The organism is Corynebacterium sp. HMSC074C04 (assembly GCF_001838295.1).
Taxonomy (GTDB): domain Bacteria; phylum Actinomycetota; class Actinomycetes; order Mycobacteriales; family Mycobacteriaceae; genus Corynebacterium; species Corynebacterium amycolatum.
The window spans coordinates 213,331-240,127 of record NZ_KV836264.1 but is presented as its reverse complement, the minus strand read 5'-3'; the positions used below and the strand labels follow the sequence as shown (position 1 = coordinate 240,127).

Annotated in this window: 26 protein-coding genes and 1 pseudogene; 14 read left to right on the top strand and 13 right to left on the bottom strand. The window is 58.9% G+C overall.

Features of this window, described 5'->3' with window-relative positions; genetic code table 11:
- Together HMPREF3011_RS01065 and HMPREF3011_RS01060 are read right to left on the bottom strand one after the other, a co-directional pair.
- Window positions 1-217 (bottom strand): annotated as a pseudogene (locus tag HMPREF3011_RS01065) (amidophosphoribosyltransferase); the annotation flags it as partial.
- Window positions 218-292: 75 nt separating this feature from the next.
- On the bottom strand, window positions 293-733 hold the full coding sequence (locus HMPREF3011_RS01060) for a sterol carrier family protein (RefSeq protein ID WP_038626486.1): 441 nt from the start codon (window positions 731-733) through the stop codon (window positions 293-295).
- 29 nt (window positions 734-762) lie between these two features.
- Between HMPREF3011_RS01060 and HMPREF3011_RS01055 the strand changes: the two genes are divergently transcribed.
- The gene (locus HMPREF3011_RS01055; protein ID WP_038626488.1) at window positions 763-1,770 is read left to right on the top strand and encodes an acyl-CoA thioesterase; all 1,008 of its coding nucleotides are present in this window, start codon (window positions 763-765) and stop codon (window positions 1,768-1,770) included.
- On the opposite strand, the gene HMPREF3011_RS01050 is transcribed toward HMPREF3011_RS01055, so the two are convergent.
- Window positions 1,767-2,474 (bottom strand): hypothetical protein, encoded by a 708-nt coding sequence (locus HMPREF3011_RS01050; RefSeq protein ID WP_070840991.1) that lies wholly within the window; start codon window positions 2,472-2,474, stop codon window positions 1,767-1,769. The genes HMPREF3011_RS01055 and HMPREF3011_RS01050 overlap by 4 nt on opposite strands.
- Before the next feature lie 119 nt (window positions 2,475-2,593).
- On the opposite strand from HMPREF3011_RS01050, the gene HMPREF3011_RS01045 reads away from it, so the two are divergent.
- Window positions 2,594-3,592, top strand: a complete 999-nt coding sequence (locus HMPREF3011_RS01045) for a hypothetical protein (RefSeq protein ID WP_070840990.1) — start codon at window positions 2,594-2,596, stop codon at window positions 3,590-3,592.
- Window positions 3,593-3,598: 6 nt separating this feature from the next.
- Here HMPREF3011_RS01045 and HMPREF3011_RS01040 read toward each other — a convergent pair whose 3' ends face one another.
- The 5 genes from HMPREF3011_RS01040 to HMPREF3011_RS01020 form a co-directional block, all read right to left on the bottom strand.
- Window positions 3,599-4,090 carry a glutathione peroxidase gene (locus tag HMPREF3011_RS01040; RefSeq protein WP_070840989.1) on the bottom strand — a complete coding sequence of 164 codons (492 nt, stop codon included), beginning with the start codon at window positions 4,088-4,090 and terminating at the stop codon, window positions 3,599-3,601.
- 46 nt (window positions 4,091-4,136) lie between these two features.
- On the bottom strand, window positions 4,137-4,946 hold the full coding sequence (locus tag HMPREF3011_RS01035; RefSeq protein ID WP_222866949.1) for a polysaccharide deacetylase family protein: 810 nt from the start codon (window positions 4,944-4,946) through the stop codon (window positions 4,137-4,139).
- A gap of 92 nt (window positions 4,947-5,038) precedes the next feature.
- The gene (gene bluB, locus HMPREF3011_RS01030) at window positions 5,039-5,710 is read right to left on the bottom strand and encodes a 5,6-dimethylbenzimidazole synthase (RefSeq protein ID WP_049181155.1); all 672 of its coding nucleotides are present in this window, start codon (window positions 5,708-5,710) and stop codon (window positions 5,039-5,041) included.
- Between the two features lie 4 nt (window positions 5,711-5,714).
- On the bottom strand, window positions 5,715-7,934 hold the full coding sequence (locus HMPREF3011_RS01025) for a S9 family peptidase (protein WP_371440756.1): 2,220 nt from the start codon (window positions 7,932-7,934) through the stop codon (window positions 5,715-5,717).
- A 5-nt stretch (window positions 7,935-7,939) separates the two neighbouring features.
- Window positions 7,940-8,833 (bottom strand): phosphoribosylaminoimidazolesuccinocarboxamide synthase, encoded by an 894-nt coding sequence (locus tag HMPREF3011_RS01020; protein ID WP_038626496.1) that lies wholly within the window; start codon window positions 8,831-8,833, stop codon window positions 7,940-7,942.
- Window positions 8,834-9,129: 296 nt separating this feature from the next.
- On the opposite strand from HMPREF3011_RS01020, the gene HMPREF3011_RS01015 reads away from it, so the two are divergent.
- From HMPREF3011_RS01015 to HMPREF3011_RS00985, 7 genes are all read left to right on the top strand, one after another.
- Window positions 9,130-10,452, top strand: a complete 1,323-nt coding sequence (locus HMPREF3011_RS01015) for an acetyl-CoA C-acetyltransferase (protein WP_016421400.1) — start codon at window positions 9,130-9,132, stop codon at window positions 10,450-10,452.
- A gap of 47 nt (window positions 10,453-10,499) precedes the next feature.
- Entirely contained in the window at window positions 10,500-11,858 is a 1,359-nt protein-coding gene (locus tag HMPREF3011_RS01010; RefSeq protein ID WP_038626500.1) for a 3-oxoacyl-ACP reductase, read from the top strand.
- 53 nt (window positions 11,859-11,911) lie between these two features.
- On the top strand, window positions 11,912-12,874 hold the full coding sequence (locus HMPREF3011_RS01005) for a MaoC/PaaZ C-terminal domain-containing protein (protein WP_070628503.1): 963 nt from the start codon (window positions 11,912-11,914) through the stop codon (window positions 12,872-12,874).
- Window positions 12,875-13,229: 355 nt separating this feature from the next.
- Entirely contained in the window at window positions 13,230-13,694 is a 465-nt protein-coding gene (nrdI, locus tag HMPREF3011_RS01000) for a class Ib ribonucleoside-diphosphate reductase assembly flavoprotein NrdI (RefSeq protein WP_080971522.1), read from the top strand.
- A complete protein-coding gene (nrdF, locus tag HMPREF3011_RS00995; RefSeq protein WP_080971523.1) occupies window positions 13,691-14,695 on the top strand; it encodes a class 1b ribonucleoside-diphosphate reductase subunit beta in 1,005 nt (334 codons plus the stop codon). The genes nrdI and nrdF overlap by 4 nt, the downstream gene beginning before the upstream one ends.
- A gap of 42 nt (window positions 14,696-14,737) precedes the next feature.
- Window positions 14,738-15,313 (top strand): NADPH-dependent FMN reductase, encoded by a 576-nt coding sequence (locus HMPREF3011_RS00990; protein ID WP_016421405.1) that lies wholly within the window; start codon window positions 14,738-14,740, stop codon window positions 15,311-15,313.
- Window positions 15,314-15,433: 120 nt separating this feature from the next.
- The gene (locus HMPREF3011_RS00985; protein WP_038626511.1) at window positions 15,434-16,129 is read left to right on the top strand and encodes a VOC family protein; all 696 of its coding nucleotides are present in this window, start codon (window positions 15,434-15,436) and stop codon (window positions 16,127-16,129) included.
- A gap of 2 nt (window positions 16,130-16,131) precedes the next feature.
- Here HMPREF3011_RS00985 and HMPREF3011_RS00980 read toward each other — a convergent pair whose 3' ends face one another.
- From HMPREF3011_RS00980 to HMPREF3011_RS00965, 5 genes are all read right to left on the bottom strand, one after another.
- Complete coding sequence (locus HMPREF3011_RS00980) at window positions 16,132-17,772, bottom strand: vWA domain-containing protein (protein ID WP_246821374.1); 1,641 nt, start codon at window positions 17,770-17,772, stop codon at window positions 16,132-16,134.
- A complete protein-coding gene (locus tag HMPREF3011_RS11300; protein ID WP_246821373.1) occupies window positions 17,738-18,112 on the bottom strand; it encodes a VWA domain-containing protein in 375 nt (124 codons plus the stop codon). The genes HMPREF3011_RS00980 and HMPREF3011_RS11300 overlap by 35 nt, the downstream gene beginning before the upstream one ends.
- A 461-nt stretch (window positions 18,113-18,573) precedes the next feature.
- On the bottom strand, window positions 18,574-19,503 hold the full coding sequence (locus tag HMPREF3011_RS00975) for an alpha/beta fold hydrolase (RefSeq protein WP_048733074.1): 930 nt from the start codon (window positions 19,501-19,503) through the stop codon (window positions 18,574-18,576).
- 190 nt (window positions 19,504-19,693) lie between these two features.
- Window positions 19,694-21,124, bottom strand: a complete 1,431-nt coding sequence (gene purB, locus HMPREF3011_RS00970) for an adenylosuccinate lyase (protein WP_070840988.1) — start codon at window positions 21,122-21,124, stop codon at window positions 19,694-19,696.
- 34 nt (window positions 21,125-21,158) lie between these two features.
- Window positions 21,159-21,608 carry a MarR family winged helix-turn-helix transcriptional regulator gene (locus HMPREF3011_RS00965; protein WP_038626519.1) on the bottom strand — a complete coding sequence of 150 codons (450 nt, stop codon included), beginning with the start codon at window positions 21,606-21,608 and terminating at the stop codon, window positions 21,159-21,161.
- A 259-nt stretch (window positions 21,609-21,867) separates the two neighbouring features.
- Here HMPREF3011_RS00965 and HMPREF3011_RS00960 point away from each other — a divergent pair, with 259 nt between their 5' ends.
- The 5 genes from HMPREF3011_RS00960 (at window position 21,868) to HMPREF3011_RS00940 (ending at window position 26,619) form a co-directional block, all read left to right on the top strand.
- Window positions 21,868-23,154, top strand: coding sequence for an MFS transporter (locus HMPREF3011_RS00960; RefSeq protein WP_070560539.1), 1,287 nt, complete (start codon window positions 21,868-21,870; stop codon window positions 23,152-23,154).
- A 135-nt stretch (window positions 23,155-23,289) separates the two neighbouring features.
- Window positions 23,290-24,018: an amino acid ABC transporter ATP-binding protein gene (locus HMPREF3011_RS00955; protein ID WP_070840987.1), complete on the top strand. Its 729-nt coding sequence runs from the start codon at window positions 23,290-23,292 to the stop codon at window positions 24,016-24,018.
- 15 nt (window positions 24,019-24,033) lie between these two features.
- A complete protein-coding gene (locus HMPREF3011_RS00950; RefSeq protein WP_070840986.1) occupies window positions 24,034-24,975 on the top strand; it encodes a glutamate ABC transporter substrate-binding protein in 942 nt (313 codons plus the stop codon).
- A gap of 19 nt (window positions 24,976-24,994) precedes the next feature.
- Window positions 24,995-25,681 carry an amino acid ABC transporter permease gene (locus tag HMPREF3011_RS00945; protein ID WP_070560533.1) on the top strand — a complete coding sequence of 229 codons (687 nt, stop codon included), beginning with the start codon at window positions 24,995-24,997 and terminating at the stop codon, window positions 25,679-25,681.
- Window positions 25,681-26,619: an amino acid ABC transporter permease gene (locus HMPREF3011_RS00940; RefSeq protein WP_070560530.1), complete on the top strand. Its 939-nt coding sequence runs from the start codon at window positions 25,681-25,683 to the stop codon at window positions 26,617-26,619. Before HMPREF3011_RS00945 ends, HMPREF3011_RS00940 begins: the two co-directional genes overlap by 1 nt.
- The last annotated feature ends 178 nt before the right edge of the window (window positions 26,620-26,797 follow it).

The following is a 26,797-nucleotide window of genomic DNA, read 5'->3' as shown; positions in this document are numbered from 1 at the left end:
CCTTGAATACGAGAATTTGGTCGCCGTCGCCGACTGCGATACCGGCGGCTTCCTGGCCGCGATGTTGCAGGGCAAACAAGCCATAGTAGGTGAGTTTGGACACGTCTTCGCCAGGTGCCCAAACGCCAAAGACGCCACATTCTTCACGCGGGGATGTCTCCCCCAGATCGTCGTAAGGCGAAATTGGCAACAGTTTGGTCTTTGGTGCACCTGAAATGTTGGTATCGGCCACGACATTCACACTAATAGCCCCACCCGCCCGGGCACCAATTCAGCATCCCCCCAACGGGTTTTAAGAAATGCGCGCCACCGGCAGATGATTCCCGATTTCCGCCGCACGCGTGCCCGACATATCGATGTGCGCCTGCACCTGCTCTAACGTGATCATTCCGCACGCGAGTCCCAGCCAAATCTCCGGCGACATCTCCACGACATTGGGCGGCGTACCGCGTGTGTGCCTGGGCCCCTCAATGCACTGGACCGCGACGAAGGGCGGCACGCGCACCTCGACGCTATGCCCCGGCGCCTCTTGGGCGAGCATCCGCACGGACAGACGCACCGCTTTGGCGAGGCTCGCACGGCTTAACGACGGCCCCTGCGCCCCATCTGCCCCGGCGAAGGAGGCAGCCTTTTGGTCAGATAGCAATTCGCGGCCGAGAAGACGTTGCGCCGCCCAGGGTGCGGCGGTGGAAAGAGCGCTGCGAACGTCGAAAGGCGAGATTTTGGATACCATAACCTCATCCTAGAGTTATGCTTTCATATATGGATACGCAGTCAACTGAAAAAGCTGAACAGGTGCACGCTCCAGCGTCACCATCTCTTGTACTCCGTTTTATGGCGTCGCCGACCGATGTCATTATGGCCGGAACCAATTCCGTCCACGGCGGCCGTGTGTTGCAGTGGATTGACAAGGCCGCTTACGCCTGTGCGACCGGCTGGTCGGGACGCTACTGCGTGACTGCGTACTTCGGTCACATTCACTTCACTCGCCCGATTCCCAGCGGCCACATTGTTGAGGTGCGCTCCAAGATTGCGCATACCGGTCGCAGTTCTATGCACATCGTCAACGAGGTGCTCTCAGCTGATCCGCGCGAGGGCAAGTTCACCCGCGCAGCTGACTGCCTAGTGATCTTCGTGGCCATGGATGAAAATGGTAAGTCGACACCGGTTCCGAAGTGGGTGCCGCAAACGGAGGAAGAAGAGCGTGTTGAAAAGGCCGCTCTTTCCCGTTTTGAGCTCCGCCGCGACATCGAAGCCAGCATGCGCGCGCAAACGTACTCCGCGGATTCCTCTGCACCCGAGCTGACCACACGTTTCCTGGCAAAGCCGACCGATGTTAACTGGGGCGGAAACGTCCACGGCGGTACCGCCATGGAGTGGATTGATGAGGCTGCGACGGCAGTTACCACCAACTGGGCGGGACGCCAGACTATTTCCGTGTACGCAGGTGGTATTCGCTTCTACAACCCAATCCACATTGGCGACCTAGTTGAGGTGCGCGCACGCATCCTGCGCACCGGCACGACCTCGATGCACCTGTCGGTGCAGGTCTACTGCTGTGAGCCCCGCAAGGGTGTCGGCGGACTGCGCAAGGCTCTGCACTCGACCATGACTTATGTCGCAATTGACGACGATTTCAACCCACAGCCGGTACCGCACTTCCAGCCGACGACGGATGAGGACAAGCGCCTGCACGCTCACGATCTGTCGCTGAAGGCGCTGCGTGACAAGTACAGCCCGCTACCGCTGATTGAGCGCGAACAGGATTAAGCCGCCTGGCCGCCCGGCTTCCTGTTTTTCCACCAGATGGATAGGAACATCCAGCCAATCAGCGCGAAGGTGATGTAGGTGACGTACCGGTCAATCGTCTGCAGGGAGCCCTGGATACTTGGGCCAAACTTCAGGCCCAAGTACAGGTAGAAGCACTTGAGCATTGCGGCACAGAGGAAGAGGTACACACCTACTACCCAGCCGCGCACCTTCGCAATACCACCGATGGCCACGACGATCGTGGCCGGAATCGGCGAGAATGGCACAAACGATGCCAGCACACTCAGCCCGATGCGTTCATAGATGAAGTTCTCCATCTTCTTAAACCATCGCGGTGGATGGCCGCCGAAACTCATCGTGATGAATTCCGTGCCCCACTTCTTGCCCATCCAGTAGAAGAACGGCATGAACTTAATTGTCGACAGCGCCGCAATCACCACAACAGCGAAGAGGAAGAGCGGCCTATCCTCGTTTTCCGACGCGAGAATCAGCACCGAGAGATTCGAGCCCGTCAGCCACGTATGCAAAAACGTGTACTTGAGCAGCAAAACCGCGCGGAACGGGATAATTGCAAAGCCGTACACGGCAACCAGCATCAGCGATGCATAGAGAAGCTTGTCTATTTTGTCCGGCTCACGCAGGAAGCTCGGCAGATCCTCACGAGGGTCGTGCTCGGCCTCGTTACGCATGTCGGATGAAGTCATGAACCACAGTTTAACTGCACGCCCCCTTCCGCAGCAGGAGCCGCAGACTATGCCATTACGTACGGCTCAGACGCACTCGCCAAGGACGACCGCAGCTCCGCCTACTATCCTGGGAAGATATGACCACCGATTCACCCGCGCCTGTGCCCGCACAGCAGCCTCACGCACCACGGTCTGAGTCTTCCTCACCATCGCTTGACGACGGCCAGGAGAACGCATCCTCACCGAGCATGCTGCAACGTGTTCGCGCCGCTATCCCGCCTGTGTCCATCCTGGTACTGACGGCGGTATTCCTCTTCGCCGGGTGGTTCACGCTCTTCGGTCCTATCAATGTTCTGGCTTGGCGTGGTGGCACGTTCCCCCGCACCGAGGCAGACCGCCCCTACTATCAGCAGGCTCTGAAGGATGTTGCGCGCTATCAGTACGAGGAGCAGCCCTCCCCTGAGGTTTACTTCGGCCTGGCGTGTGGCGCTACTGATGCCGACATCCGCAGCGTTATCCCCAAGGTCGGCGAGCACCCGAATTCAGACGCAGACCCAACCGCTGATGAAGATGCCGTCGCCGCCGCTGCTGCCACCAGGCCGGGTTCTGCACCTGCGGCTACGAACCAGACATCGAAGCTGAATCCAAACCTTGACGCATTCGGAGACACGGTCGACTGCTCCGGTTCCTGGACTGCGCCATTCTTGTCATTCCTGCTCGCATCCGCGGGTGTTCCGGTCTTTGATACGCCCGAGAATTCGGCTGCCAATAGTGCCACCGACAACAACAGCACACAGCAGTACAACACTGCGCAGAACAGCACTGCCACAACCGAGAACCCATGGCTGGTTACGGATGTCGAACAGCTCATGGATGCCTACAAGGCACATGATGCTTTCGTCACCGACAAGGACTTCTCTCCTCAGGTGGGTGACATCATTTTCTACCGCTACCCCGCAGGCCTTGGGGTACACGCCAACATGGTTGTCGCGGTTCAGGGTGACTGGGTCACCATCGGTGGCGATGAGCTTGGCAAGGTCGGTCTAGCTAGCATGACCCTGCGCAACCGAGGTGGCATCGTGGGCTACGGCGCCACGGGCTACTTCGAGCAAGCACCGCTGGACGCCAGCAAATAGCCAAGTTTAAATAGGCAGATTTTCCTCAATGAGGTCGCGCAGAGCGTCGTCGTCAGGCGAAACCTTGGACCGGAAACGGCCGATGACCTCCCCCTCGGGCGAGATAACAAACTTTTCGAAGTTCCACTTCACGTCCCCAGCCTCGCCGTCGGCGTCCGGGGTTTCCTTCAGCAGCTTGTAGAGTGGGTGAGCGCTGTCGCCGTTGACCTCCGTCTTTTGGAAGAGCGGGAAGGTAACGCCGAATTCGCGCTGGCAGAACTGCTTGATTTCCTCGGCACTGCCGGGCTCTTGCCCGCCGAACTGGTTGCAGGGGAAGCCGAGGACGAAGAAGCCTCGGGGTGCGAGTTCGTCGAAAAGTCCTTGCAGATCGTCGTACTGATCCGTGAAACCGCACTCCGAGGCGGTGTTGACGATAAGCAGAACGTGGCCTGCCCAGTCGTTCATCGCTGCTTCGTTACCGTCGATAGTGGTCACTGGGATGTCGAAGAGATTGCTCATAAACCCCACACTAGGGCAGTCCCACGATAGCCGTCAGAGGTGACGACTAGCCGACCTGCTCCATGCCTTCAAAGAACTCGCGGCCCAGCGGCACCGAAGAGTGGTTGACCGGCTGCGCACCCCCATCGACCGCCTGGTCAATGATGCCGACAACATCCTGGCGCAGCTTGTGCTCCCGCAGTTTCGAAGCGTTAACGGAGATACGCACCGCGCGGCCCTTCTCCAGCGAGCGCTGCACTGAGGAGCGCACCGCGCGGCGCCACCAACCGGCGCCGCCGAAGCCCTCGCCGATAGCCAGCACGCGAGTTGGATCAACAGCACCAGTGATCAGGTCGCGGACCCCATTTCGGTCCGCTGCAACACGGAAGCCCAGCTCCGGCAACACGTTCATGGTCTCTGGCGACATGGTCCACTTCGGCGGTGCAAAGACATCCGTCTCAAAACCCATCGCACGCATCTGGCGCGTTGCGGCAATCAGGCGCAAGCGCGCTTCATGTTCGCTCAACGACGCAAATTCCGCGCCTCGGCCTCGAACCGACTGATCGAACCCCGCGAGAACAATCTCGATGCCGTCATCGCTACGACGGCGGAGCCAATCCAGCACCGCCGGAGCTTCCCGCAACGACCAGTTCTTACCCGCATGCGGCGCTACCAGCAGAGACGGCGTAATACCGCGCTGTTCCATCGCTGCCACGAAACGAGCGACATCGAGCAATGTGCCATCGCGCAAACCCGACACCGACACCAAAAGCGGCGAACCGACCACACCACCGTCAACAGTTACGAGCTCTTTGCCCGCTGGACGAACGACCTGGTCTGTCGTCCGAATCTGTTCTTGCACCCCACTGCCTGCCATGGATTCAACAAAAACAGGCGTATGTAAATTTTTGGTAACGGAGAGGACAAAGCTTGGAGAATACTCAGAGGCCTTTCAAGTAAGAGTTCAGATTATCCCCAGTGCACAACCTCATCGAGCGCCAAACCCTTGCGCCAACCAAACTTCTCCAAGTCACGCTCCGCGGCCAGGTGCGTTACCGGACCAATGCACAGCCAGGCCACCGGCCGCACGGGCGCCTCGACACCGACAAAGTTGGCCAGGAAATCCTCATGGTAGAAACTGACCCAACCGACGCCGAGCCCCTCTGCCGTAGCAGCCAGCCACAGATTCTGAATAGCCAGCGCGACTGACATTAACCCGGTGTCATCGACGGTGTCGCGGCCGAGAATGTTCTTGCCGCCACGGGTCGGGTCATAAGTGACGACGATGCCCGTTCCCGAGTCCACAATTCCTTCAATCTGAATCGGATTGAAAGTCTCGCGCCGCTCGCCTTCGAGTTTGGCTGCGAATTCAGCGCGGCGTCCGGCTACATGGTCGGCAAACTGCTGCAGGCGAGCCGAATCCTGAATGATGTGAAAGTCCCATGGTTGGGACAGCCCCACCGAAGGAGCGGCGTGAGCGGCCGCCAACACGCGCATCAATCGCTCCCTGTCCAACTTTTCTCCGGCGAATTCGCGGCGGACATCCCGCCGCCGAAAAAGCGTGTGGTAGACGGCCAACTGATCGTCGGAAAGCGAATCGGTGTCAAAACCCTGCGCGGACAGCAGCGTGCGCATATCCATGCCGTTACTCCACCGCACCAGCAGTGTGGACAATCCAGGCATACTCGAAGGCAGTCTGACGCCAGCGTTCGTAACGGCCGGAAACACCACCGTGACCAGCGGACATCTCGGTCTTGAGCAGGAACTGGCCCGGCTCGCCGCCGACAACTTCGCGCAGCTTGGCGATCCACTTTGCCGGCTCCACGTAGAGCACGCGAGTGTCGTTCAAACTAGTAGTCGCGAGAATCTTCGGGTACTTCACATCGGCCGAGATGTTCTCGTACGGCGCGTAGGAGGCCATGTAGTCGTAGACCTCCGGGTCGTGGTACGGATCGCCCCACTCATCCCACTCCACCACGGTCAGCGGCAGCTCTGGCATCAGCATGGACGTCAGGCAGTCGACAAACGGGACCACGGCCTGAATGCCCGCGAACCTATCGCCAGCAATGTTTGCGACCACACCCATCAGCATGCCGCCCGCTGAACCGCCGAGCGCTACCAACTGCTGGCGCGTGGTCCAACCAGAATCCAGCAGGTAGTCAGCGACGGCGACGAAGTCAGTGAATGTGTTCTTCTTCGTGGTTGCGCGACCGTTCTCCCACCAGCCACGACCCATCTCGCCGCCACCGCGGACGTGTGCAATGACAAAGATCATCCCACGATCCAGCAGCGACAGCCGGGCGATGGAAAAGCCCGGATCCATCGAGGATTCGTAGGAACCGTAGCCGTAGAGCAGCGTCGGATTCGGCGCATCCAAATCCAAATCCGCGCGGTGAATAATCGACACCGGAATCTGGGCACCATCGCTTGCACTCACCCATTCACGCTTGGCGACGTAATCACCGCGATTAAACTCCCCGCGAATCTTCTGCTCCTTGAGCAGCACCCGCTTGCCCGAGGCAATATCAATCTGCCAGAGCTGCGACGGCGTGGTGAAGGAGCCGTAGGCGTAGCGCAACACCGGGGTGTCCCATTCAGCGTTGCCGGTAGTGCCTGCGGAGTAGAGCTCTTCGTCGAATTCGAGCTCGACGAAGTTCACAGCGGACGCTGGCACTGGGTCGGCAGCATCGCCCGTCTCAGCGGAGCCAGCACCATCCTCGTCCTGCGCCAATACCGCCAGCGCCACACGCCCAATACCGCCGCGACGGTACCCAAACGCGATGTGCCCAGCGAAGCAGTCAACGCCCTCGACACGGACGTCATCGCGGTGCGGGACCAGCTCAGTGAGATCCGAAATACTGTCGAAAGACCCCACCGGCACCATGGCCAGTGCGAAGTTCGAGCCAGTCATATTGTGTGTAATCAGCCACATATCCTGGCCACTAATGACGGCGTGGTCGATGTCGTATTCAACACCGGACTCGCGCGGGCGCACGCAGGCGAACTCACTGGTCGGGTCACTGGCGTCCAGGTACCAAACCTCGGAGGTAATTTTCGAGGAGCTCTCAATAATCAGGTACTTTTCGCTGCGTACCGTACCGACTCCGACCCAGTAGGCCTCATCGGGCTCATGGAAGACACAGACGTCATCCTCGGTAGAGGTGCCCACGCGGTGACGCCACACGGAATCCGGCCGCCAGGCTTCGTCGACCTTCTGATAGAAGATCCATTCCGAGCCAACCCAGGTAGCACCTGCGGCGATGCCCGCAATTTCGTCGTCAAGCAGTTCGCCCGTGCGCAAATCCTTTACGCGCAGCGTGTAGCGCTCGCCGCCTGTGACGTCGGTGGAGTAGGCCAGCAGATTGCCGTCCGCGGAGACGCTCGCTGCGCCGAGGGCGAAGAAGTCGTGGCCTTCGGCCAGCTCGTTGGCATCCAGGATGACCTGTTCTCCTGGTGCCGGAGAGTCGTCCGCAATGGTCGGCGGAGTCCACGCGGCAAGACCGTCACCGGCCTCCGCACGCACGCGACAGCTCATCCCGTAGGACTTGCCCTCCTGCGTGCGTGAGTAGTACCACCAGCCATTAAGGCGAGTTGGGACCGACATGTCGGTCTCCTGCACGCGCGACTTGATCTCCTTAAAAATCGCGTCCGCGGTGCCATCAAGATTGGAGGTAAAAGCCTCCGTATAGGCATGTCCAGCCTCTAGGTATTCGATAACCTCGGGGTTTTCCTTATCGCGGAGCCACTCGAAGTTATCGGTGAAGTCCCTTCCGTGGAAGGACCGAGTCACCGGCTTCCGTTGTGCACGGGGTGCGGGCAAATCCTTTTTTGCGGACTTGCCGACGGATGCCGAGTCCAAGGTCACTTCGCTCACGCAGGTTCTCCAATCCAGTCCGAGAAGCGGCGGCCTGACAGTCGTTCGTAGGCCTCGACGTACCGCTCGCGAGTTGCTTCCACAACACTACCCGGCAGCGCCGGCGGCGGAGTGCCCTCGTCCTTCTTCCAGCCGGACTTGGAGCAGGTCAGCCAGTTTCGAACGTACTGCTTGTCGAAGCTCGGGTTAACCGAACCCTCCTGGTAGGAGTCGGCTGGCCAGTAGCGGGAGGAGTCCGGGGTGAGAACCTCGTCGGCCAGCACCAGGTTGCCGTCGGAGTCGAGACCGAACTCGAACTTGGTGTCGGCCAGGATGATGCCGCGCTTAGCAGCCAGTTCAGCAGCCTGGGTGTAGATACGCAGGGTGGCATCGCGCAGTTCTTCGGCACGCTTCTGCCCCAGGGACTCCACAACGGCGTCGAAAGAGACATTCTCGTCGTGCTCGCCCAGTTCGGCCTTGGTGGCCGGGGTGAAAATCGGTTCTGGCAACTTGGAGCCCTCGACGAGGCCCTCTGGCAGCTCAATACCACAGACAGTGCCGTTTTCCTTGTACTCGACGAGACCCGAGCCGGTCAGGTAGCCACGTGCGACACACTCGAATGGCAGCATGTCCAGCTTCTTGCACACCAGCGCACGGCCGAGGCACTCTTCCGGAATGCGCTCATCGTCAGCCGGGCCAGCCATATGGTTCGGAAAGTCGATCTCGTCGAAGAAGAACACGCTCATCGCGGTGAGCACTCGACCCTTGTCAGGAATCGGGGTCTCCAGAATGTGGTCGAAGGCAGAAATACGGTCACTGACCACAAGCAGCAGAGTCTCAGGGTCAATCTCGTAGATTTCCCGGACCTTGCCCGCGGAAAGATGGTTATACGAGGAAAGTTCAGGTCGCATGGCGATAAAGTCTAAACCCCTATACGCCTTTGCACTCTATTGATACCTCCGGCCACCACCCCAACTAGTGGGGATTGACGCAATTACCGTCGTCAAGCGGGAAAAATTTTGAGATTCCGGACTGCTGCCCATCGAATTTTTCACAGGTAAACGACGGTGTTTACCCCTCACCTCCCCCGCACGGTAGATGACTGGGCAAAAATATTTCTAAAAACGTGACAGAAAACACCGATACCAGTATTGTCTAAATTTAGTAATTCACGTCACACTTCAAGAATTTTGAAGGGAACAATCACATGGCAGCTCAGGCCAACAATAACTCTCTGCGCCGCGCAGTCGTCGTCGGCGGTAACCGCATTCCGTTCGCTCGTTCTAATAAGGAATACGCTAACGAGTCGAACCAGGACATGCTGACTGCTGCAATCGACGGTCTCGTCGCCCGCTTCGGTATCGGCGGCGAACGCCTCGGTGCAGTCTCCGCCGGCGCTGTGCTGAAGCACTCCCGTGACTTTAACCTCACCCGTGAGTGTGTCCTCGGCTCCGCACTGGCGCCGGACACCCCGGCTTTCGACATTCAGATGGCATGTGCCACCGGCATGGAGGCCCTCAACTCTGTCTCCAACATGATTAAGCTGGGCCAGATTGACTCCGCTATCGCCGGCGGTGTGGACACCACCTCCGACGCTCCTATTGCTGTCAACGACCGTCTGCGCAAGATCCTGCTGGAGGCCAGCCGCCAGAAGTCCACTCTGGACATGGCAAAGGTCTTCCTGAAGGCTCGTCCGTCCGACCTGGCTCCGGACACTCCGTCGACCGGCGAGCCGCGCACTGGCCTGTCCATGGGTGAGCACCAGGCCATCACCACCGCCAAGTGGGGCGTTACCCGAGCTGAGCAGGATGAGCTCGCCGCCGCTTCCCACCAAAACATGGCAAACGCTTACGACGAGGGCTTCTTCACTGACCTCGTCACCCCGTACAAGGGCGTTTCCCGTGACACCAACATGCGCCCGGACTCCACCCCGGAGAAGCTGGCCAAGCTCAAGCCAGTCTTCGGCCGCGGCCTGGAAGCAGAGCCGACCATGACCGCCGGTAACTCCACTCCGCTTACCGACGGCGCCTCTGCCGTCCTCGTCTCCACCCCGGAGTGGGCCGCTGAGCGCGGTCTGCCCGTGCTTGCCGACGTCGTCGATTCCGAGGCAGCCGCAGTTGACTTTGTCCACGGCGACGAGGGTCTGCTGATGGCTCCGGCTTACGCCACCCCGCGCCTGCTGGCCCGCAACGGCTGGACCTTCGACGACTTCGACTTCTTCGAGATCCACGAGGCTTTCGCCGGCACCGTCCTGTCCACTATGAAGGCATGGGAGGACGAGGAGTTCTGCCGTACCAAGCTCGGACTGGAAGGCCCGCTGGGCTCGATTCCGCGCGAGAAGCTCAACGTCAAGGGCTCTTCCCTGGCAGCCGGCCACCCATTCGCCGCTACCGGCGGCCGCATTGTGGCAGCCCTCGCCAAGATGCTGCGCCAGAAGGCAGACGAGACCGGCAAGACCACTCGCGGCCTGATCTCCGTCTGTGCCGCGGGCGGCCAGGGTGTTGTCGCAGTTCTCGAGGCTCGCGTCTAAAAGCGCACCACCGATAAAGACACTTTTACTTTCAAGGAGAATTTTCCATGACCGATAAGTACCAGGAACTCGTCAACGGTGGTCCGCTCACTGGACTGGCTAAAGCAGCTGGCCTGCCACAGCCACCGTTCCTGCGCCGCCACAAGCCGGGCGGTCCGCTGCTGAACAACGACAAGGTGCTCGTCACCGGCGAGGGTGCAGATGCAGACGCAGTTGCAGCTCAGCTGACAGAGTGGGGCCTGCAAGTTCGTCGTGGCAACGCCGCTGACGACAAGATTGGTGCCATTGTCCTCGTCGCCACCGAGGCTAAGCGCCCGTCAGAGCTGCAGGGCCCAGTGCTCGCTGCTGCAAAGCACATGCGCAAGCTGGACAAGGGTGGCCGCATCGTCACCGTCTCCCGCGCCAAGGATGCTCACCACAACGCAACTCCGGCCGAGATTGCTGAGAACGCTGTCGCCGGTGGTATCGAGGGCCTGATTCGCTCCCTCGGCCACGAGGTTCGTGGCGGCTCCACCGCTAACGGCATCCTCGTTGCTCCGGGTGTCTCGGTCACCGCCCCGTCCGTGATTTCCTCCCTGCACTTCTTCCTCTCCGGCCGCTCGGCCTTCATCGACGGCCAGTTCCTCCGCGTCTCCTCCGACGCTGGTGAGATCCCAGCTGACTGGGATAAGCCGCTGGCTGGCAAGGTTGCCGCTGTCACCGGTTCCGCCCGTGGTATCGGTGCCGCTATCGCTCGTCAGCTCAAGGCTGACGGCGCAGAGGTCATCGTCATCGACGTTCCGCAGGCTGGCGAGGCGCTGTCCAAGGTTGCCAACGAGCTCGGTGGCCTGGCTCTGCAGCAGGACATCACTGCCGACGACGCCGGCAACGCCATTGCCGATGCTGCTGTGGCCCGCTACGGCCGCCTGGACATCGTCATCCACAACGCAGGTATCACCCGCGACAAGATGTTCGCCAACATGGACGACGCCAAGTGGGGCTCGGTCATCGCCGTCAACATCGAGGCTCAGCTGAAGATGAACGAGCAGCTGCTGAACCACAAGGCCTTCGAGAAGGCTCCGCGTATTGCCACCATGGCTTCCACCTCCGGTATCGCAGGTAACCGCGGTCAGACCAACTACGCCACCTCCAAGGCCGGTGTTATCGCAATGGTCGAGGCTTACGCTGAGGAGTTCGCTAAGCGCGGCGGCAACATCAACGCTGTTGCTCCGGGCTTCATCGAGACCGACATGACCGCTGCTATTCCGTTCGTCAACCGCCAGGTTGCTCGACGCGTGAACTCGCTGCAGCAGGGCGGCCAGCCGGGCGATGTCGCCCAGGCAATCGCCTTCCTGGTCTCCGACCGCGCGCTCGGTGTCAATGGCCACGTCCTGCGCGTCTGTGGTCAGAACATCGTCGGCGCCTAAGCGAAGTCGTGACTTCCGCATAGGCTCCCGATAAGGAGGAAAGAGGAAAACTTATGGCTAAGACCCTGGACGCCATTCCCAATCTGGTTCCGCTCTACGCCAAGGCAGCTGCTGGTTCGGCAAAGAAGCGCCCGAACTCCACCGAAATCAAGGTCGATGAACTAGTGGTCAAGGGTGTCACTGTCGATGCCGACCGCGACCAGGACTTCCGCGACGTCGTTGGCGCCCCGAAGTCTGAGCAAGCGTTCTTCGGCCACATCCACGCCCTAATCATGCCCATTCAGATGGAGCTGATGGCTGGGGACGATTTCCCGCTGCCGATGATGGGCCTGGTCCACACCGAGAACACCTACCGCGAAATCTCGCCTGTCACACTCGGCGGCAAGGTTGATATCGCGGTGAAGGTTGCCGCATTCCGCGCTCACCGCTCGGGCACTGAGGTTGTTCTGGAGTCGACTGTTGCATCGTCCACATCCGGCGCCACCTTGGTCGAGGAGCAATCGGTGTACCTGGCCAAGGGCGTTCGCCTGAAGGACGCCGAGGGCTTCGAAGAGGTCCAGGCACAGCGTGAGGCCATCAAGTCCGGCGCCGAGACCATCAAGCGTGAGCAGTTTAAGGTCCCCTTCCCCACCGCTCAGTGGAAGCTGGCTGGCAACACCGGCCGCAAGTGGGCCAAGGTTTCCGGTGACTGGAACCCGATTCACATCACCTCTGTCTCCGCGAAGGCTCTGGGCATGCCAGCAGCGATTGCACACGGCATGTACACCGCCTCCCGCGCGCTGGCTGAGGCACAGGTTCTGCCGGGTCAGTCGTACGAGTTCCAGATTTCCTTCGGTGCGCCGGTCGTTCTGCCGACCACCATCAATGTCGCACTCACCCACACCGGTGACGGTGCAGGTGCTGCTCACAACCTGACTGAGAGCAGCTCCAACATCGGCCGCGCAGTCAACATTGTCGCGTGGGATCGCAAGAAGAAGCGTCCGCACTTCACCGGAAGTGTTCGTCCGCTGAAGTAGTTGATGCGAAAGCGCTGTAGAAAACGCCGCGCTTTGGAAAACCAGTCTCCTCATCGACTGGGCCTTTCCAAAGCGCGGCGGTTTTGTTTCCCTGTTGTGCTTTTGCCCGGGGCACGACTGGAGCCCCCTCCGAGAGACACCGCCTCCTCCCTCTCCCCCCCCCCGGCCGGCAACCCCGCCACTTTCCCGCCTTGAAGATCAGCTGCTGGGTTTTTCCGCCGATAATGCAGAGTCGCGGCTTTACTTCGCAATTGCGTGACTAAGCACTTTTCAACCGCATGTAGGCAACGCCTTGTTGACACCCCATTCACTCCTCTATTTTATGTTCAATCCATTGAACATAGGAGGTAATCGAGTGTCTTCATCATCGAAGACGCCGCTGACTTTCACGGAACTCCCACCGGAGGAGTCACCCCGAATCGTGTACTTCTCCAGTGCTTCTGAAAACACTCACCGGTTCGTCCAAAAGCTGGCTCAACCAGCAGCACGCATCCCGTTACATCCGCGAAAAGACGGAATGATTCGCGTTTGCAGCCCATTTGTCCTGATCACACCGACTTATGGTGGCGGATGTCGGCGCCGCGCGGTACCTAAGCAAGTCATCGCTTTTCTCAACGACGAAACCAACAGGAGTTTCATCCGCGGTGTCATCACCTCGGGCAACACAAATTTCGGCACCGACTTTTGCATAGCCGGAGCCATCATTTCTGCAAAATGCCAGGTTCCGGAGCTATACCACTATGAGCTACTGGGGACAGACCACGATGTGGAGAACGTCAAAGAGGGCCTGGAAAAATTCTGGAGGAGCGCTACTTCTTGAACATCTACAGCTATTCAACTACGCCACCGTCTTTTCGAAAGGACCCAGCTGCCCGCCTTCGGCCAATCAACTGGAACCGAGTGCAAGATGACAAAGATCTCGAAGTGTGGAATCGCCTAACAGCAAATTTTTGGCTGCCCGAAAAAGTTCCGCTGTCCAATGACCTTGCAGACTGGCGACGTCTCACCGATCTAGAACGCGAGCTGACCATGAAGGTCTTCACCGGACTGACCATGCTCGACACAGTCCAGGCGTCTGTCGGGGAGATTTCCCAAATTCAAGATGCCCGCACCGAACATGAAGAGGCCGTCTACACGAATATCGCTTTCATGCAAGCAGTGCATGCAAAGTCTTATTCTTCAGTATTTTCTACGCTATCCAATACCCCTGACATCGACGCTGCCTACCAATGGGCAGTCGCCAATGACATCCTGCAGGCTCGGTCAAAAGCTGTGCTCAAACACTATTACGGCGACGTTCCACTCAAGCGAAAGGCGGCAGCAACGCTTCTTTCGTCCTTCTCGCTCTACGCCGGCTTCTACCTCCCGCTGCACTTCGCATCACGTGGCATCCTGACCAATACCGCCGACATGGTGCGCCTGATTCTGCGTGACAAAGCTGTTCACGGCTATTACTCCGGCTACAAATTCCAGCGAGGCGTAGAAACCTACGACACCGCCACGCAAACGCAGATGAAGGCTTTCGTCTTCGAACTTCTCGATGATCTATACCAGCTCGAACTGAGGTACTCCGAAGCCCTATACCAACCACTCGGGCTCTACGACGACGTTGCCAACTTCATTCGATACAACGCCAACAAAGCGCTCATGAACTTGGGATACCCGCAGCGGTTTAACCATGAAGAGACCGCCTTCAAGCCCGAAATTCTCGCCGCCCTCACCCCGGGGTCAGATGAAAACCACGACTTTTTCTCCGGTTCCGGCTCCGCATATGTCATCGGAAAAGCCGAAGACACCGCAGATGAAGACTGGGATTTCTAAATCCACGTCTTTCCCCATACATCCTAAGAAAGGAACATTCGCATGACTGCACAGATTTCTATCCTGGTAGGAAGCTTGCGTCGAGCCTCCTATGCACGAAAGATTGCACTCAAGGCAGCCACGTACTTCCCCGATGACTTCAAAGTCGACATCGTCGAGATTCGTGACCTCCCTCTCTACAACTTCGACTACGACGACCCCGCAGTGTCCGATATTGCGACTCCCGCGGAATACACCAGTTTCCGGGAAACCATTAAAGCCAGCGATGGCATCCTATTTGTCACCCCAGAAAACAACCGCACAATTCCTGCAGCTCTGAAGAATGCCGTTGACATCGGATCTAAGCCCAACGGTGATGTGGCATGGAAGAACCTGCCCGCGGGAATTATCAGCCACTCCGTCGGCCGTATGGGAGGTTATAGCTCTCAGAAGAACTTGCGACTCGCGCTGTCGTACTTCGACATGCCGATGCTCGGTCAGCCAGAGGTCTTCCTGGGACAATCGCCAACACTCATTGACGAACAAGGAGAATTCACGTCGTCAAGCACTGAGGACTTTGTTCGCGACTACATCAACAGATTTGCAGACCTAGTTCGAGAGCAGAGCCCACGCCACTAACTGAAATCCCCTAATCAGCGCAGCGTTACTGGGGATATCGCCGTATGAAGATTCTTCACTGACTAGGATCAAACGCTGCGTTCTCTGCACGGCTAAGCGCTCGTCGTTAGGCTCATTTTCATGACTGTTTCTATCTCGGCCGTGATCGCGCTTAACGACGACCCCCGCGCCGCTGCGCGGTTTTACGCCGAAGGTTTTCACTCCAACATCAAGCCCAACTCCACCACGCTCACCATCGGCGGGATGGACTTCGAACTCATTGAGAACGGGAACCGCCGATTAACCCCCGCTGTGTCTTTTATGGTGCGATTTGCCCCTGGTCAGGAAAACCAGCTACGCAGCCTGTGGGAGCATCTGATGGCGGGTGATGAAACCATCAGCGGTGGTGCTGCACTCATGCCCCTGACCAGCTACGATTTCTCGCCGCTCTTTGGCTGGTTGGTCGACGGCAATGGGGTCAACTGGCAACTGATGATTAATTCCTTAACCAGCGGGGCTGCAAGCACGGACTCTGCCGCAAAGACAGCGAATCCCGCCGTTATTCCCTACTTCATGTGGACAGGCGACGAACCACAGGCTGCCGCCGCCACCGAGGTATACAACCAACTTTTCGGGTCAGAGAATTTCATGACGCTCGACTCGCCGGGCATGCACAATTTCACCTTCGGCGACGGTGTGGCGATGCGTCTCTCCAGCGATTCTGCCGAAGAGGTCGAAAGCGCCTGCCAAGCGCTTGGCCTTACAGGCGCTGAGGTTGCCGAGGGCACGGAAGCCGTCGTCAAGCCTGACCGATTCGGCGTGTACTGGACGCTCTAGCGTTACTTACGGGTCAACGCGATTGTCGCGCCGACGACCAAGACCAGAAGCACCGCCCCCATAGAGAACCACATCATCGTCGAGGAGCCATCATCCTCGTTTTCTTCGGTGGTCTTCGGATTCTGCTGGCTACTAGTCGGGGTTTCGCTACTTGGCGACTTGTGCGCGACCTGTTCAAAAGCTGGGCCCGGGATCTTCTCGCCGACCAACTCCGTGGTCAGCTGGTAAGTCACCGGGACGTTTTGAACATCCGCGACATCGTGGGATTTACCGGCGCCCCAACTGTTGTTGAAGAAGACAACGATGTACTGGTCACCATCCAGCCACGCTCTTTCAGCCTCGTAATCGCCCGACTTTTCACCATCTTCGCCGATCCGATTGCGGTAGTTAATCCGGGCCGAGTTACCAAATGTTGTCTCTTCGCCGATCTGGTGTTCATTTACAGGACGGTTTTCCTCGCTACCGGCGAGCTGGCGTGCCGAATTCAGCGTCTTGATATCCAGGCCGGAGATCTGTGCAAGCTTGTCAGCTTCTGGGGCGTTAATGAGTTTGACGGCGCCGCGGAGCTGCTGCCCATACTCGGACTTGATCTTGTACACGTGCGTCTCACCAGGAACAATGTCGGCCGTGACGCTGCTGATGTTGTCGGCAGTAAGTTCCGTGGCGTCATCGAACCACGAACCTGGGGTGACCTTCTTAGCCTGATCTGCTTCCGGTGTCGCGGGCGGAGGGTTCAAGCTCTCCTTGTCGGACGGGAACGCCTCCGGCACATCGGTCAGGTTTTCGTTGGCGAAACGCTTGATGGTCACTTCTGCAGGAATGTCCTGACCTTCGAAGGGGCCTCCTTTTCGGGCCACGGAGAACACCATATTGCCCGACTTACAGTCCCCCTCCGCTCCTCCGGACTGCTTGGTTGTTATCGATGCGAAAAAGGGGCCATTAGAGTCGATGATGCCATTGCCGAAATCATTGGCAAGGAAGCAACTGCTGTCGTCCAAATGCATAGTGAGCGCGAAGTTGCGGACATCTAGGTCCATCAAAGTCGCGCCTGACGACGCTCCCGGCACCGTGGCCGCACTAATTGCAAGCCGCTCTCCCTCAGCGACCGGGACGGAGAAGTACTCAGCACCGTCGCCTTCCTGATTACTGATGCTGCGCTCGGACTCAGAAGTCTTTTCCCGCAGCTTGGTCGAGAACGTTTCCACGTCGGCAGGCACCTGGGTAGCGCTCGTAGGAGCGTCGCCGCCCTGTATCTCTTGCGCGCTGGACTGCGCGGTGCGTGCGGTGCGGGTCGCCAGCGTCTTCATGGACTCAGCCAGCGAATCGGAGTCCTGGGCGTCTAGGTACTCGCCGCCTGTGGCCTCAGCAATGCACTCAAGTTCAGCACGTGCGCCCGCATCAACGAGGAAACCAACTGTGTTGATGACCAGATCAATGCCCTGCTGCTTGAGTTCTTTGGCTACCTCGCACACCGGTGGCGGAGCACAGGTGTCCCCACCATCGGAGACCAACACAATCGAACGTTGCCCTTCTTTCGGCAACTCATCGGCAGCCTGACGCAGCGCAGGCCCCATCGGGGTGTGGCCGGAGGCTTGGATCTTTCCTACTTCAGCAGGAATCTTCGCCGAGTTGCCAGCCTGCACGGGCAGCAGCGTGGTGATGTCCTGACAGCCAGCTTCCCCGCTCCTCCGGCGAATTGCCGACTTCCGTGCCGTAGACCATGAACCCAATTTCGGAGTCCTCTGACACAGATCCCGCGAACTTACTCGTCGCGTCCTTCGCTGCCTCCATTCGGGTTTGGCCACCCGCATCGTCGGCAAGCATTGACCCTGAAGCATCCAGGATCACCATGGTTGGCGAGATAGTACTCGCAGTCTCTTGCGCCTGTGCACGCCCTGCTGTGATTCCCGCAAAAGAGCCTACGAGCACCAGCAACATGGAAATGGTGAGCACGACCGCCGAGAGTTGTCTTGTTCTGATCATGTGGTCGGTTCCTTTTCTTCCAGCGTGAAAAGAACGTTACCCGACAAAAGCATCCGCGCAATGGAAACTTATTAGAAGTGCGGTGGCTTTCTAGGGCTCACACAGGCGCTCCACTAGTGGCGCGAACCCCGAGCTAGCGCACACGTTCTTCCAGCACCTCTGGGTTAATAGACAAAAGGTGTGTCTGATTCTCAAGATAATGACTGGGCAGACACCAAAAATTACGGACTCCACACGTGAATACGGGCTGCAAATGTGAAACTGTGCGAGTTTATGACCCTTTCAGACCATTTTTCGGGCCATTTCTGACATAAACGCAGTCAGTAACTCAGATCCCCCGCCGTCGCTGACATCTACACAGTCAGTAACTCGCATTGAGGTAAGTATCGAAGGCCCCCACCCGCCGACGCGCCGGTCGACACGCCGAGCGGACACACTTTTCGCCTATTAACCAGCTCCCCTTAGCGGGACTCCAACCACGCCAAAATGTCGGCGTAGACCTCTTCCTTATTCAACTCGTTGAGAATCTCATGGCGACCATCCGGGTAGACCTTAAAACGCACGTCCTTCTTCCCCGCGTTCAGGTATTTGCCCACGACCTCAGTCACACAGGCAGCGCCACCCGCCGGATCAACGGCACCAGAAACCACGAAAAGTGGCAGATCATCAGGCGCTTTCTCATAGGCTTCAGACGAATTCGCGTAGTGCGTGCCGACGAGAAGGTCGCGGAAAAAGGCATTGGTGGGAACGAAACCACACTTGTCGTCCGCAATATAAGCATCGACAATCTTGTGGTCGCGGGTGAGCCAATCAAACTTAGTGCGGCGCTCAAAGCCCTTGTTGTAATCAGCAAAGGTGAGGGTGTTGAGCAGCTTGCCCGGCGCGGTAGGACGAATCTTAGCCAGCAGGTTTGCAACCTTCATTCCCGCATCGCCCTTAGCTCCTGGCCACGACACGGTGCCCATGATAATGACGCCGGTAAGCCCCTCGCCGTACTTGGCGATGTAGTTACGAGTCAGAAGTGACCCCATAGAGTGGCCGAGAATATAGTGCTTGCTGCCTGGGAATTCTGCATCAACGTACTGGCGCACTGCGTGGAGGTCTTCGAGAATTAGATTCCAGCCACCGTAGTCAGCGAAGTAGCCCGGGATGCCAGCATCCGTCTTGGTCATACCGTGGCCGCGATGGTCGTGCGCGACGACGGCATAGCCCTGGGATACGAGGTATTCGGCGAATTTAGCGTAGCGGTTGGCGTACTCGACCATGCCGTGGACAATCTGCACCACTCCCTTAGGAGTAATGGGCGCGCCCTTATCATTTTCTGGGACCCAGCGCAGCACATTCAATGTGGCACCTGGGCGAGAAAGCGAAGTCCTAACAGCCGATGTCACGTCGGGCACCTTTCGCGTAGAGGTTTCGATACTTATCGCTCATCGTACCGAGGAACTTGGCTGCTCACTGGTGGTTTCGCCAACAAACGAAGAAAAACTCTGCCATCAACGTGACAGAGTTTTTCAAAGGTACTTACGTTTGCGCGTTTCACGTTTCACGTTTCGCGATTCGCGCGTGACGCACGTGAAGCTACAGAATCTCGCCCGGCTTGTAAGCCGCGGCCTCTGGGTACTTGTCCACGACGGTCTGCACACGCGCAACTACGCGGTCAACCTGAGATTCTGCGGCACCGATGAACGCGTGGCGGTCTGCCAGAGCGTCGGCAAGCCCTGTGGCATCCAGCGGGAAGCGCTCATCTGCAGCGAGACGTTCGGTGAGATTCTGCTCGGCGCCCTTTTCGCGCATATCCAATGCGGTGGCGACGGCGTGCTCCTTGATAATCTCGTGAGCTTCCTCGCGGCCCATACCAGCGCGGACAGCTGCCATGAGGATCTTGGTGGAGGCGAGGAACGGTAGGTAGCGCTCCAGCTCACGGTCAATCATGGCCGGGAATGCACCGAACTCGGACAGGACGGTGAGGAAGGTTTCAAACATGCCGTCCATGGCGAAGAAGGCATCCGGCAGCGCAACGCGGCGGACCACGGAGCAGGAAACGTCGCCTTCGTTCCACTGAGTACCGGCGTATTCGGAGAGCATGGTCATGTAGCCACGCAGAATGACCTGGAAACCGTGGACGCGCTCACAGGAGCGGGCATTCATCTTATGCGGCATGGCGGATGAGCCGACCTGGCCTTCCTTGAAGCCCTCGGTGACGGTCTCATTACCGGCCATCAGGCGGATGGTGGTGGCCAGCGATGCCGGCCCTGCACCGAGCTCGACCAGCGCGGACAGAGCGTCGAAGTCGAGGGTGCGCGGGTAAACCTGTCCGACGGAGTCAAAGACGCGGTCGAAGCCGAGGCCTGCAGCGATTTCGTTTTCCAGGGAGGCCAGTGCGGACTCGTCACCGTCAAGCAGATCCAGCATGTCCTGGGCGGTGCCCATCGGGCCCTTGATGCCGCGCAGCGGGTAGCGGGAGATCAGGTCTTCTACGCGCTCGATACCCAGCAGCATCTCGTCGGCAGCGGAGGCGAAGCGCTTGCCCAGAGTAGTTGCCTGCGCGGCGACGTTGTGGGAACGACCCGCCATGACCAGCGACTGGTACTCCGCGGCCTTCTCGGCGGTGCGAGCAGCAACAGCGACAGCCTTGTCACGCACAACCTTCAACGACTCCAGTACCTGCAGCTGCTCGACGTTTTCAGTCAGGTCACGCGAGGTCATTCCCTTGTGAATGTGCTCGGTGCCAGCCAGTTCACAGAACTCTTCAATGCGGGCCTTCACATCGTGGCGAGTAATACGCTCACGGGCGGCAATGGAATCGAGGTCAACCTGGTCGATGACCTTCTCATACGCCTCGATAGTGCCCTCCGGAACCTCAATTCCGCGGGCGACCTGGGCCTTCAAAACTGCAATCCAGAGCTTGCGCTCGAGGATGATCTTGTACTCAGGGCTCCACAACTCCGCCAGAGTCGCAGAGGCGTATCGGTTAGCAAGGACGTTTGCAATCTTCTTTTTCTCAGCCACGCCCTCAAGTATTCCATGACCCCGGCATCCGCGGTTATCTAGGCCATGGATGACCACGCATTTCTTCCACGCCTTCGTTGAATTTGCGCATCAATCGCACGAACTCCACGAGCTCCGAGTCCTCCCAATCGTGCGTAATGTCATCGACGGTTTTCTTACGCGCCTCGATTTCCCGGTGCAGCAGCTCTAGCCCCTTGTCGGTCGCGCTATGCACCTTCGCGCTTGACGACGGCGCGGGTCTCTTCGCGATATACCCCTGCCGCATGGCGGCGGCCAGCTGGCGGTGCACCGTAGAAATGTCCAGCCCCAGCGCATCGGAAAGCTCGGCGACTGTCATATCCGGCTGCGCTTCCAGTCGTGCCAGTAGTGCTGCGGCGGAGCGATCCAACAGGATGTCCTTGCGATGTGGTCGGTAGCCGCTGGAGCTCACCCGGGATAGCAGCATGTTCTCGTAAACGAGCGCGGCTAGGTCGTCGTTTCGCACGATGGCAGTCAATCCTCTTGTCGCCTATATGTCGGTCCTTTAATGGGCCTGTGAGATGTATCTGTTTGCTGAACAGCTCCTATTCTAGCGCGCCGCGGATGGGGTTAAGACCGAAAAAGCGCGTTTGCATCATACAAACCAATTGTTATAATTCGACCCCTAACTGCATTTTTGCACGATACAAATGCCGGGAAGCAGTTTTGCCACAGCACTAATTCCACGATCGTTTTCAAACGGGAAAAGAGACCGTATTTTCAGCATGACAACGCATACGACCACGCAGAACAGGCGCAGACAGAACGAGCAGGACGAGCAGCACGGGCAAGACAAGCTCTTCTCCCCCGCGTTCATCATCAGCTGGCTGATTAACTTCAGCATGTACCTGGTGTTCTACCTTTCAATCACAGTCATGGCGCTCTACGCCGTCCAGCGCTTCTCCGCCTCAGATGCCGCCGGTGGCTTCGCTGCCAGTTCTTTCGTGGTCGGCGCCACCATCGCGCGTCTCTTTTCCGGCTACTTGGTGGACACCTTCGGTGGTCGCAGAATCATGCTTGGCTCGCTCGCTGTCATCGTGGCAGCCTGTGCCGCCTACATTTGGGCCGCATCCCTGCCGGTCCTGATTGCAATCCGCATCATCCACGGCCTGACCTACGCATTAGCTTCCACCGCCGTGATGGCCGCCGCCCAGACCGCTATTCCGGCTTCGCGCCGCGCAGAGGGAACTGGCTACATCTCGCTCGGCACCACCCTGGCCACCGCGATTGGCCCAGCTCTCGGCCTAGCCCTTATTGGCTCGGTCGGCTACAGCGTCCTCTTTGCCACAGCCCTCGGCCTGTCCATTGTCGGACTGGTGCTGGCACTCGTTCTGCCACAACACAACGGGCCCGCCACTGCGGAAACCAAGGCCGAGGCCACCGAGGATTCGTCGGCAAGCGAGACGAAGCGCACATTTTCCTTCGATGACATCATGACGCCGAGAGTGGTGCCAATTGGCCTGTTCATGCTGCTCATCGGCCTGGCGTATGCGGGCGTGATTACGTTTTTGAACCGATACTCGCAGCTGGGCGGCCTGACTAGGGGCGCCAGCTTCTTCTTCATCGCCTATGCGGTGGCGATGATGGCAGCACGCTTCTCGCTGGGACGCCTACAGGATCGCCGCGGCGACAACCCGGTAATTGCCATCGGCCTGGTGTGCTTCACCATCTCACTGCTTGTTCTGGCTTTCGCAACCACTGACTGGCACGTCATCGCCGCTGGCGCGCTCTGCGGCCTGGGCTACGGCACGCTGATGCCGGCGTGCCAGACCATCTCCGTGCACCTGGCGCCGGCGCACAAGTTGGGCACGGGTATCTCGACGCTGCTCTTACTTGTCGACGCAGGCATCGGCCTCGGCCCAATCGTGTTGGGCTCGGTAGCTGCCACGATTGGCTTCGACAAGATGTACGCAGGCCTGGCGGCTGTGGTGGTTCTCGCGGCCGTTTTCTACTGGTTCGTACATGGCCGCAAGCCTGTTGCGCAGCGCCATCACGTAAATATTCAGAACTAACTGGTGTGCAGTCACTATTAATTGGCGTGCAGTCACTTTTCACAGGTGAATATCGGACAAGGAACACCGGTAACTGTTATGTGTGGTGCATCACCTATACTTTCCCCCATGACTGAATCATCCACACCACAGAGCATGATTTCGATTGCCGGGGTGAACAAGTACTACGGCGACTACCACGCTTTGCGTGATATCAACCTGGAAATCCCAGCTGGTCAGGTCGTAGTCATCCTCGGCCCCTCCGGCTCCGGTAAGTCCACACTGTGTCGAACCATCAACCGCCTGGAAACCATCGACAGTGGCGAAATTCGCATCAACGGCAAGCTTCTTCCCGAAGAGGGCAAGGAACTCACCCGCCTGCGCGCTGAGGTTGGCATGGTCTTCCAGCATTTCAACCTCTTCAGCCACATGACCATTCGGGACAACGTCACGCTGGCCCCGCTGAAGGTCCGCAAGATCTCCAAAGCCGAGGCCCGCGAGCGTGCGGACAAGCTGCTCGCCCGTGTCGGCATTGCGGAACAGGCCGACAAGTACCCGGCACAGCTCTCCGGCGGCCAGCAGCAGCGCGTCGCCATCGCCCGCGCCCTGGCCATGGACCCGAAGGTCATGCTTTTCGACGAGCCCACCTCCGCGCTCGACCCAGAAATGATTAACGAGGTCCTCGATGTCATGACCGACCTGGCCAAGGGCGGCATGACCATGGTCTGCGTCCCCCACGAGATGAGCTTCGCCCGCCGCGTGGCCGACCGCATCCTGTTCATGGCCGAGGGGTCCATTGTCGAAGACACCGACCCGGAGACCTTCTTCACCAACCCGCAGAGCGATCGCGCCAAGGACTTCTTGGCCAAGATCGTCGGGCACTAGGCGGGGCTGGTCACCATGAAGCTTTCACTATTACGAGGAGGCCGGGGACTCAGTCGCAACCAGAGCCGCCGAGGCATCGTCGGCAAGCGAGTTGCAGCGGCTGTCGTAGCTGTTGCCACGACAATGAGCCTCGCGGCTTGCGGTAGCGGCGGGCCCCGAAACCTGCTGGCCGATATCGAGGCCGGGCACGTGACGTTGGGCACGAAGTTTGACCAGCCGGGTCTCGGTGAGCGCACCCCGGATCGCGATTTCGCGGGCGTCGACACAGATGTCTCCCGCTACGTCATCGAGTACATCGCCAACAAGAACGGTTGGAATGTGCCCGAGATGGAGTGGCGCGAGACCCCGTCCGCTCAGCGCGAGACGCTAATTAACAACGGCGAGGTCAACATGATTGCCGCCACCTACTCCATCAACGCTGGCCGCCTGGCTGCCGTCGACTTCGCCGGCCCGTACCTGGTCACGCACCAGGCACTGTTGGTGCGCGGTTCCGAGGGCATCCAGGGGCTTGACGACGTCGCCCCGGGCACTCGCCTGTGTTCTGTTTCCGGTTCCACCCCAGCACAGAAGGTCAAGGACGCTCTGCCGGAGGTGCAGCTGCAGGAGTTCGATACCTACGCCGCATGCGCCGAAGGTGTGAAGCAGGGAGTCGTCGATGCCCTGACCACCGATGCGACCATTCTCGCGGGCTTCGCCCAGCGCTACAAGAAACGCTTCGGCGATGACTTCCGTGTGGTTGAGCTGCGTAACCCCGATGGCTCCTACTGGACCAACGAGTACTACGGCATCGGCCTACCCAAGGGCGATGATGCCAGCCGTGAGGCCATCAACGAGGCGCTGGAGTCGCTGTACGACACCGGTGAACTTCAGAAGATTGTCAAGAAGCACTTGGGCGACAAGTTCGAGCTCGACGAAAAGCCAGCAATCGGCGATTTGTCGTTCGTAGAGAAGAAGTAGGAAGGGGTGCGAGCAAACAATGAATCCAGAACTATGGAGTGAAATGGGGCCGGAACTGCTGCCGGCTTTCTGGGTGACCATCAAACTGACGATTGCCTCGGCAATTGGTTCCCTGATCTTTGGCACGCTTCTCACCGCCATGCGTGTGAGCCCCGTGGGAATCCTGCGTACCCTGTCGACCTGGTACATCAACATCGTCCGCAATACGCCGCTGACGTTGATTGTCCTGCTGGCCGCGATGGGCCTCTACTACAACTTGGGCCTGCTGCTGGCTGCGGAGAATGACTCCTTTATTGTCAAGCAGAACTTCCGCCTGGCGGTGCTGGCTTTTGTTGCCTACACCTCGTGCTTTGTCGCGGAGTCCCTGCGTGCCGGTATTAATACTGTGCCATTCGGGCAGGCCGAAGCCGCCCGCTCCCTGGGGCTAAGCTTCGGCCAGAGCTTCCGCCACATCATCTTCCCGCAGGCATTCCGCGGCGCTATCGTGCCGCTCGGCAATACCCTGATTGCACTGACGAAGAACACCACGATTGCTTCGGTCATCGGTGTGGCTGAAGCGTCGCTGCTGATGAAGACCATGACCGAAAACTACGCCAGCGATATCCTGATTATCTTCGGCATCATCGCTGTCGGCTTTATTATTCTGACTCTGCCGACCGGTCTGTTCTTCGGCTGGGCTGGCAAGCGATGGGCGGTGAAGCGCTAATGGCTACTCGCGCAACAGTTCTTTACGACGCGCCAGGCCCCAAGGCTCAGCGCTTCAACCGAATTCTCACCTGGATCGTGGCCGCAATCACCGTTGCGATCCTCGCCTGGGTGGGAATGAAACTGGCCGACAAGGGCCAGTTCGAGGCCAATAAGTGGTCGTTCTTCCTCGAATCCACAACCTGGACCACATACATACTGCCCGGCCTGGTCAGCACCATTGTCGCGGCTGTCGCCTCTATTATTCTGTCGCTGGTGATTGGCGCTCTCCTGGGCGTCGGCAGGCTGAGTCCAATCGCACCCGTGCGCTGGCTGTGCTCGGTGATTGTCGAGTTTTTCCGCGCCATCCCGGTGCTGGTGCTCATGCTGTTTGCCTACTCGGTGTTCGCCATCTGGCAGCTGTTCCCGTCGAATTACCTCGGCTTTGCCGCTGTTGTGTTTGGTCTGACCATGTACAACGGATCTGTGATTGGCGAGACCCTGCGCTCCGGCATCGAGTCGCTGCCGAAGGGCCAGCGAGAAGCCGCGATTGCGCTGGGTCTCTCCCACCGCCAGACGATGGTCACCATTTTGCTGCCGCAGGCAGTCGCCGCAATGCTGCCGGCGATTATCTCGCAGATGGTCATTGCGCTGAAGGACTCCGCGCTGGGTTACATGATTGGCTACGTCGAGGTTGTCCGCTCTGGTCGCCAGCTTGGCGAGTACTACGGCGCCATGATTCCATCGCTGGTCGTCGTGGCAATCATTCTCATCGCCATCAACTTCGGCCTGGCCAACCTTGCCGAGCGCATCGAAAGCCAGCTCCGCGCCGGCCGCGCTCGACGCAACATCATTGCGAAGGTCCCGCATCAACGCGACGTGGGTGTCACCACTAAGGATGAAACCAATGTCGACTGGCACGCCGAAGGCCACCGAGATCTGCGTGGCACTCACGAGTAAAGCTCGCCGCATTACCCACGCACCCACATTCGCTTTACGACGTGTACAGCGACGCCGCCCATGGAAACTGCTAGAGGTTTTCCGTGGGCGGCGTTTTTGTTTGCTGGTTTTCCTTCGCTCCTATCGATGAGCTACTCACTGATGGACAGGCTCCGGTGCATCGATAGGTGAATAGCGT

What these genes read in the sequence shown, in the direction of transcription:
- HMPREF3011_RS00950 (WP_070840986.1), top strand. Translation starts at nt 24,034, where the DNA reads ATGAAGCTTTCACTATTACGAGGAGGCCGGGGACTCAGTCGCAACCAG.
- HMPREF3011_RS01035 (WP_222866949.1), bottom strand. Translation starts at nt 4,946, where the DNA reads ATGGCAGGCAGTGGGGTGCAAGAACAGATTCGGACGACAGACCAGGTC.
- HMPREF3011_RS00985 (WP_038626511.1), top strand. Translation starts at nt 15,434, where the DNA reads ATGACTGTTTCTATCTCGGCCGTGATCGCGCTTAACGACGACCCCCGC.
- bluB (WP_049181155.1), bottom strand. Translation starts at nt 5,710, where the DNA reads ATGGATATGCGCACGCTGCTGTCCGCGCAGGGTTTTGACACCGATTCG.
- HMPREF3011_RS01060 (WP_038626486.1), bottom strand. Translation starts at nt 733, where the DNA reads ATGGTATCCAAAATCTCGCCTTTCGACGTTCGCAGCGCTCTTTCCACC.
- HMPREF3011_RS01040 (WP_070840989.1), bottom strand. Translation starts at nt 4,090, where the DNA reads ATGAGCAATCTCTTCGACATCCCAGTGACCACTATCGACGGTAACGAA.
- HMPREF3011_RS01005 (WP_070628503.1), top strand. Translation starts at nt 11,912, where the DNA reads ATGGCTAAGACCCTGGACGCCATTCCCAATCTGGTTCCGCTCTACGCC.
- HMPREF3011_RS00960 (WP_070560539.1), top strand. Translation starts at nt 21,868, where the DNA reads ATGACAACGCATACGACCACGCAGAACAGGCGCAGACAGAACGAGCAG.
- HMPREF3011_RS00940 (WP_070560530.1), top strand. Translation starts at nt 25,681, where the DNA reads ATGGCTACTCGCGCAACAGTTCTTTACGACGCGCCAGGCCCCAAGGCT.
- HMPREF3011_RS00945 (WP_070560533.1), top strand. Translation starts at nt 24,995, where the DNA reads ATGAATCCAGAACTATGGAGTGAAATGGGGCCGGAACTGCTGCCGGCT.
- HMPREF3011_RS01010 (WP_038626500.1), top strand. Translation starts at nt 10,500, where the DNA reads ATGACCGATAAGTACCAGGAACTCGTCAACGGTGGTCCGCTCACTGGA.
- HMPREF3011_RS01055 (WP_038626488.1), top strand. Translation starts at nt 763, where the DNA reads ATGGATACGCAGTCAACTGAAAAAGCTGAACAGGTGCACGCTCCAGCG.
- HMPREF3011_RS01020 (WP_038626496.1), bottom strand. Translation starts at nt 8,833, where the DNA reads ATGCGACCTGAACTTTCCTCGTATAACCATCTTTCCGCGGGCAAGGTC.
- HMPREF3011_RS01050 (WP_070840991.1), bottom strand. Translation starts at nt 2,474, where the DNA reads ATGACTTCATCCGACATGCGTAACGAGGCCGAGCACGACCCTCGTGAG.
- HMPREF3011_RS01045 (WP_070840990.1), top strand. Translation starts at nt 2,594, where the DNA reads ATGACCACCGATTCACCCGCGCCTGTGCCCGCACAGCAGCCTCACGCA.
- HMPREF3011_RS00955 (WP_070840987.1), top strand. Translation starts at nt 23,290, where the DNA reads ATGATTTCGATTGCCGGGGTGAACAAGTACTACGGCGACTACCACGCT.
- HMPREF3011_RS11300 (WP_246821373.1), bottom strand. Translation starts at nt 18,112, where the DNA reads ATGATCAGAACAAGACAACTCTCGGCGGTCGTGCTCACCATTTCCATG.
- HMPREF3011_RS00990 (WP_016421405.1), top strand. Translation starts at nt 14,738, where the DNA reads ATGACTGCACAGATTTCTATCCTGGTAGGAAGCTTGCGTCGAGCCTCC.
- HMPREF3011_RS01015 (WP_016421400.1), top strand. Translation starts at nt 9,130, where the DNA reads ATGGCAGCTCAGGCCAACAATAACTCTCTGCGCCGCGCAGTCGTCGTC.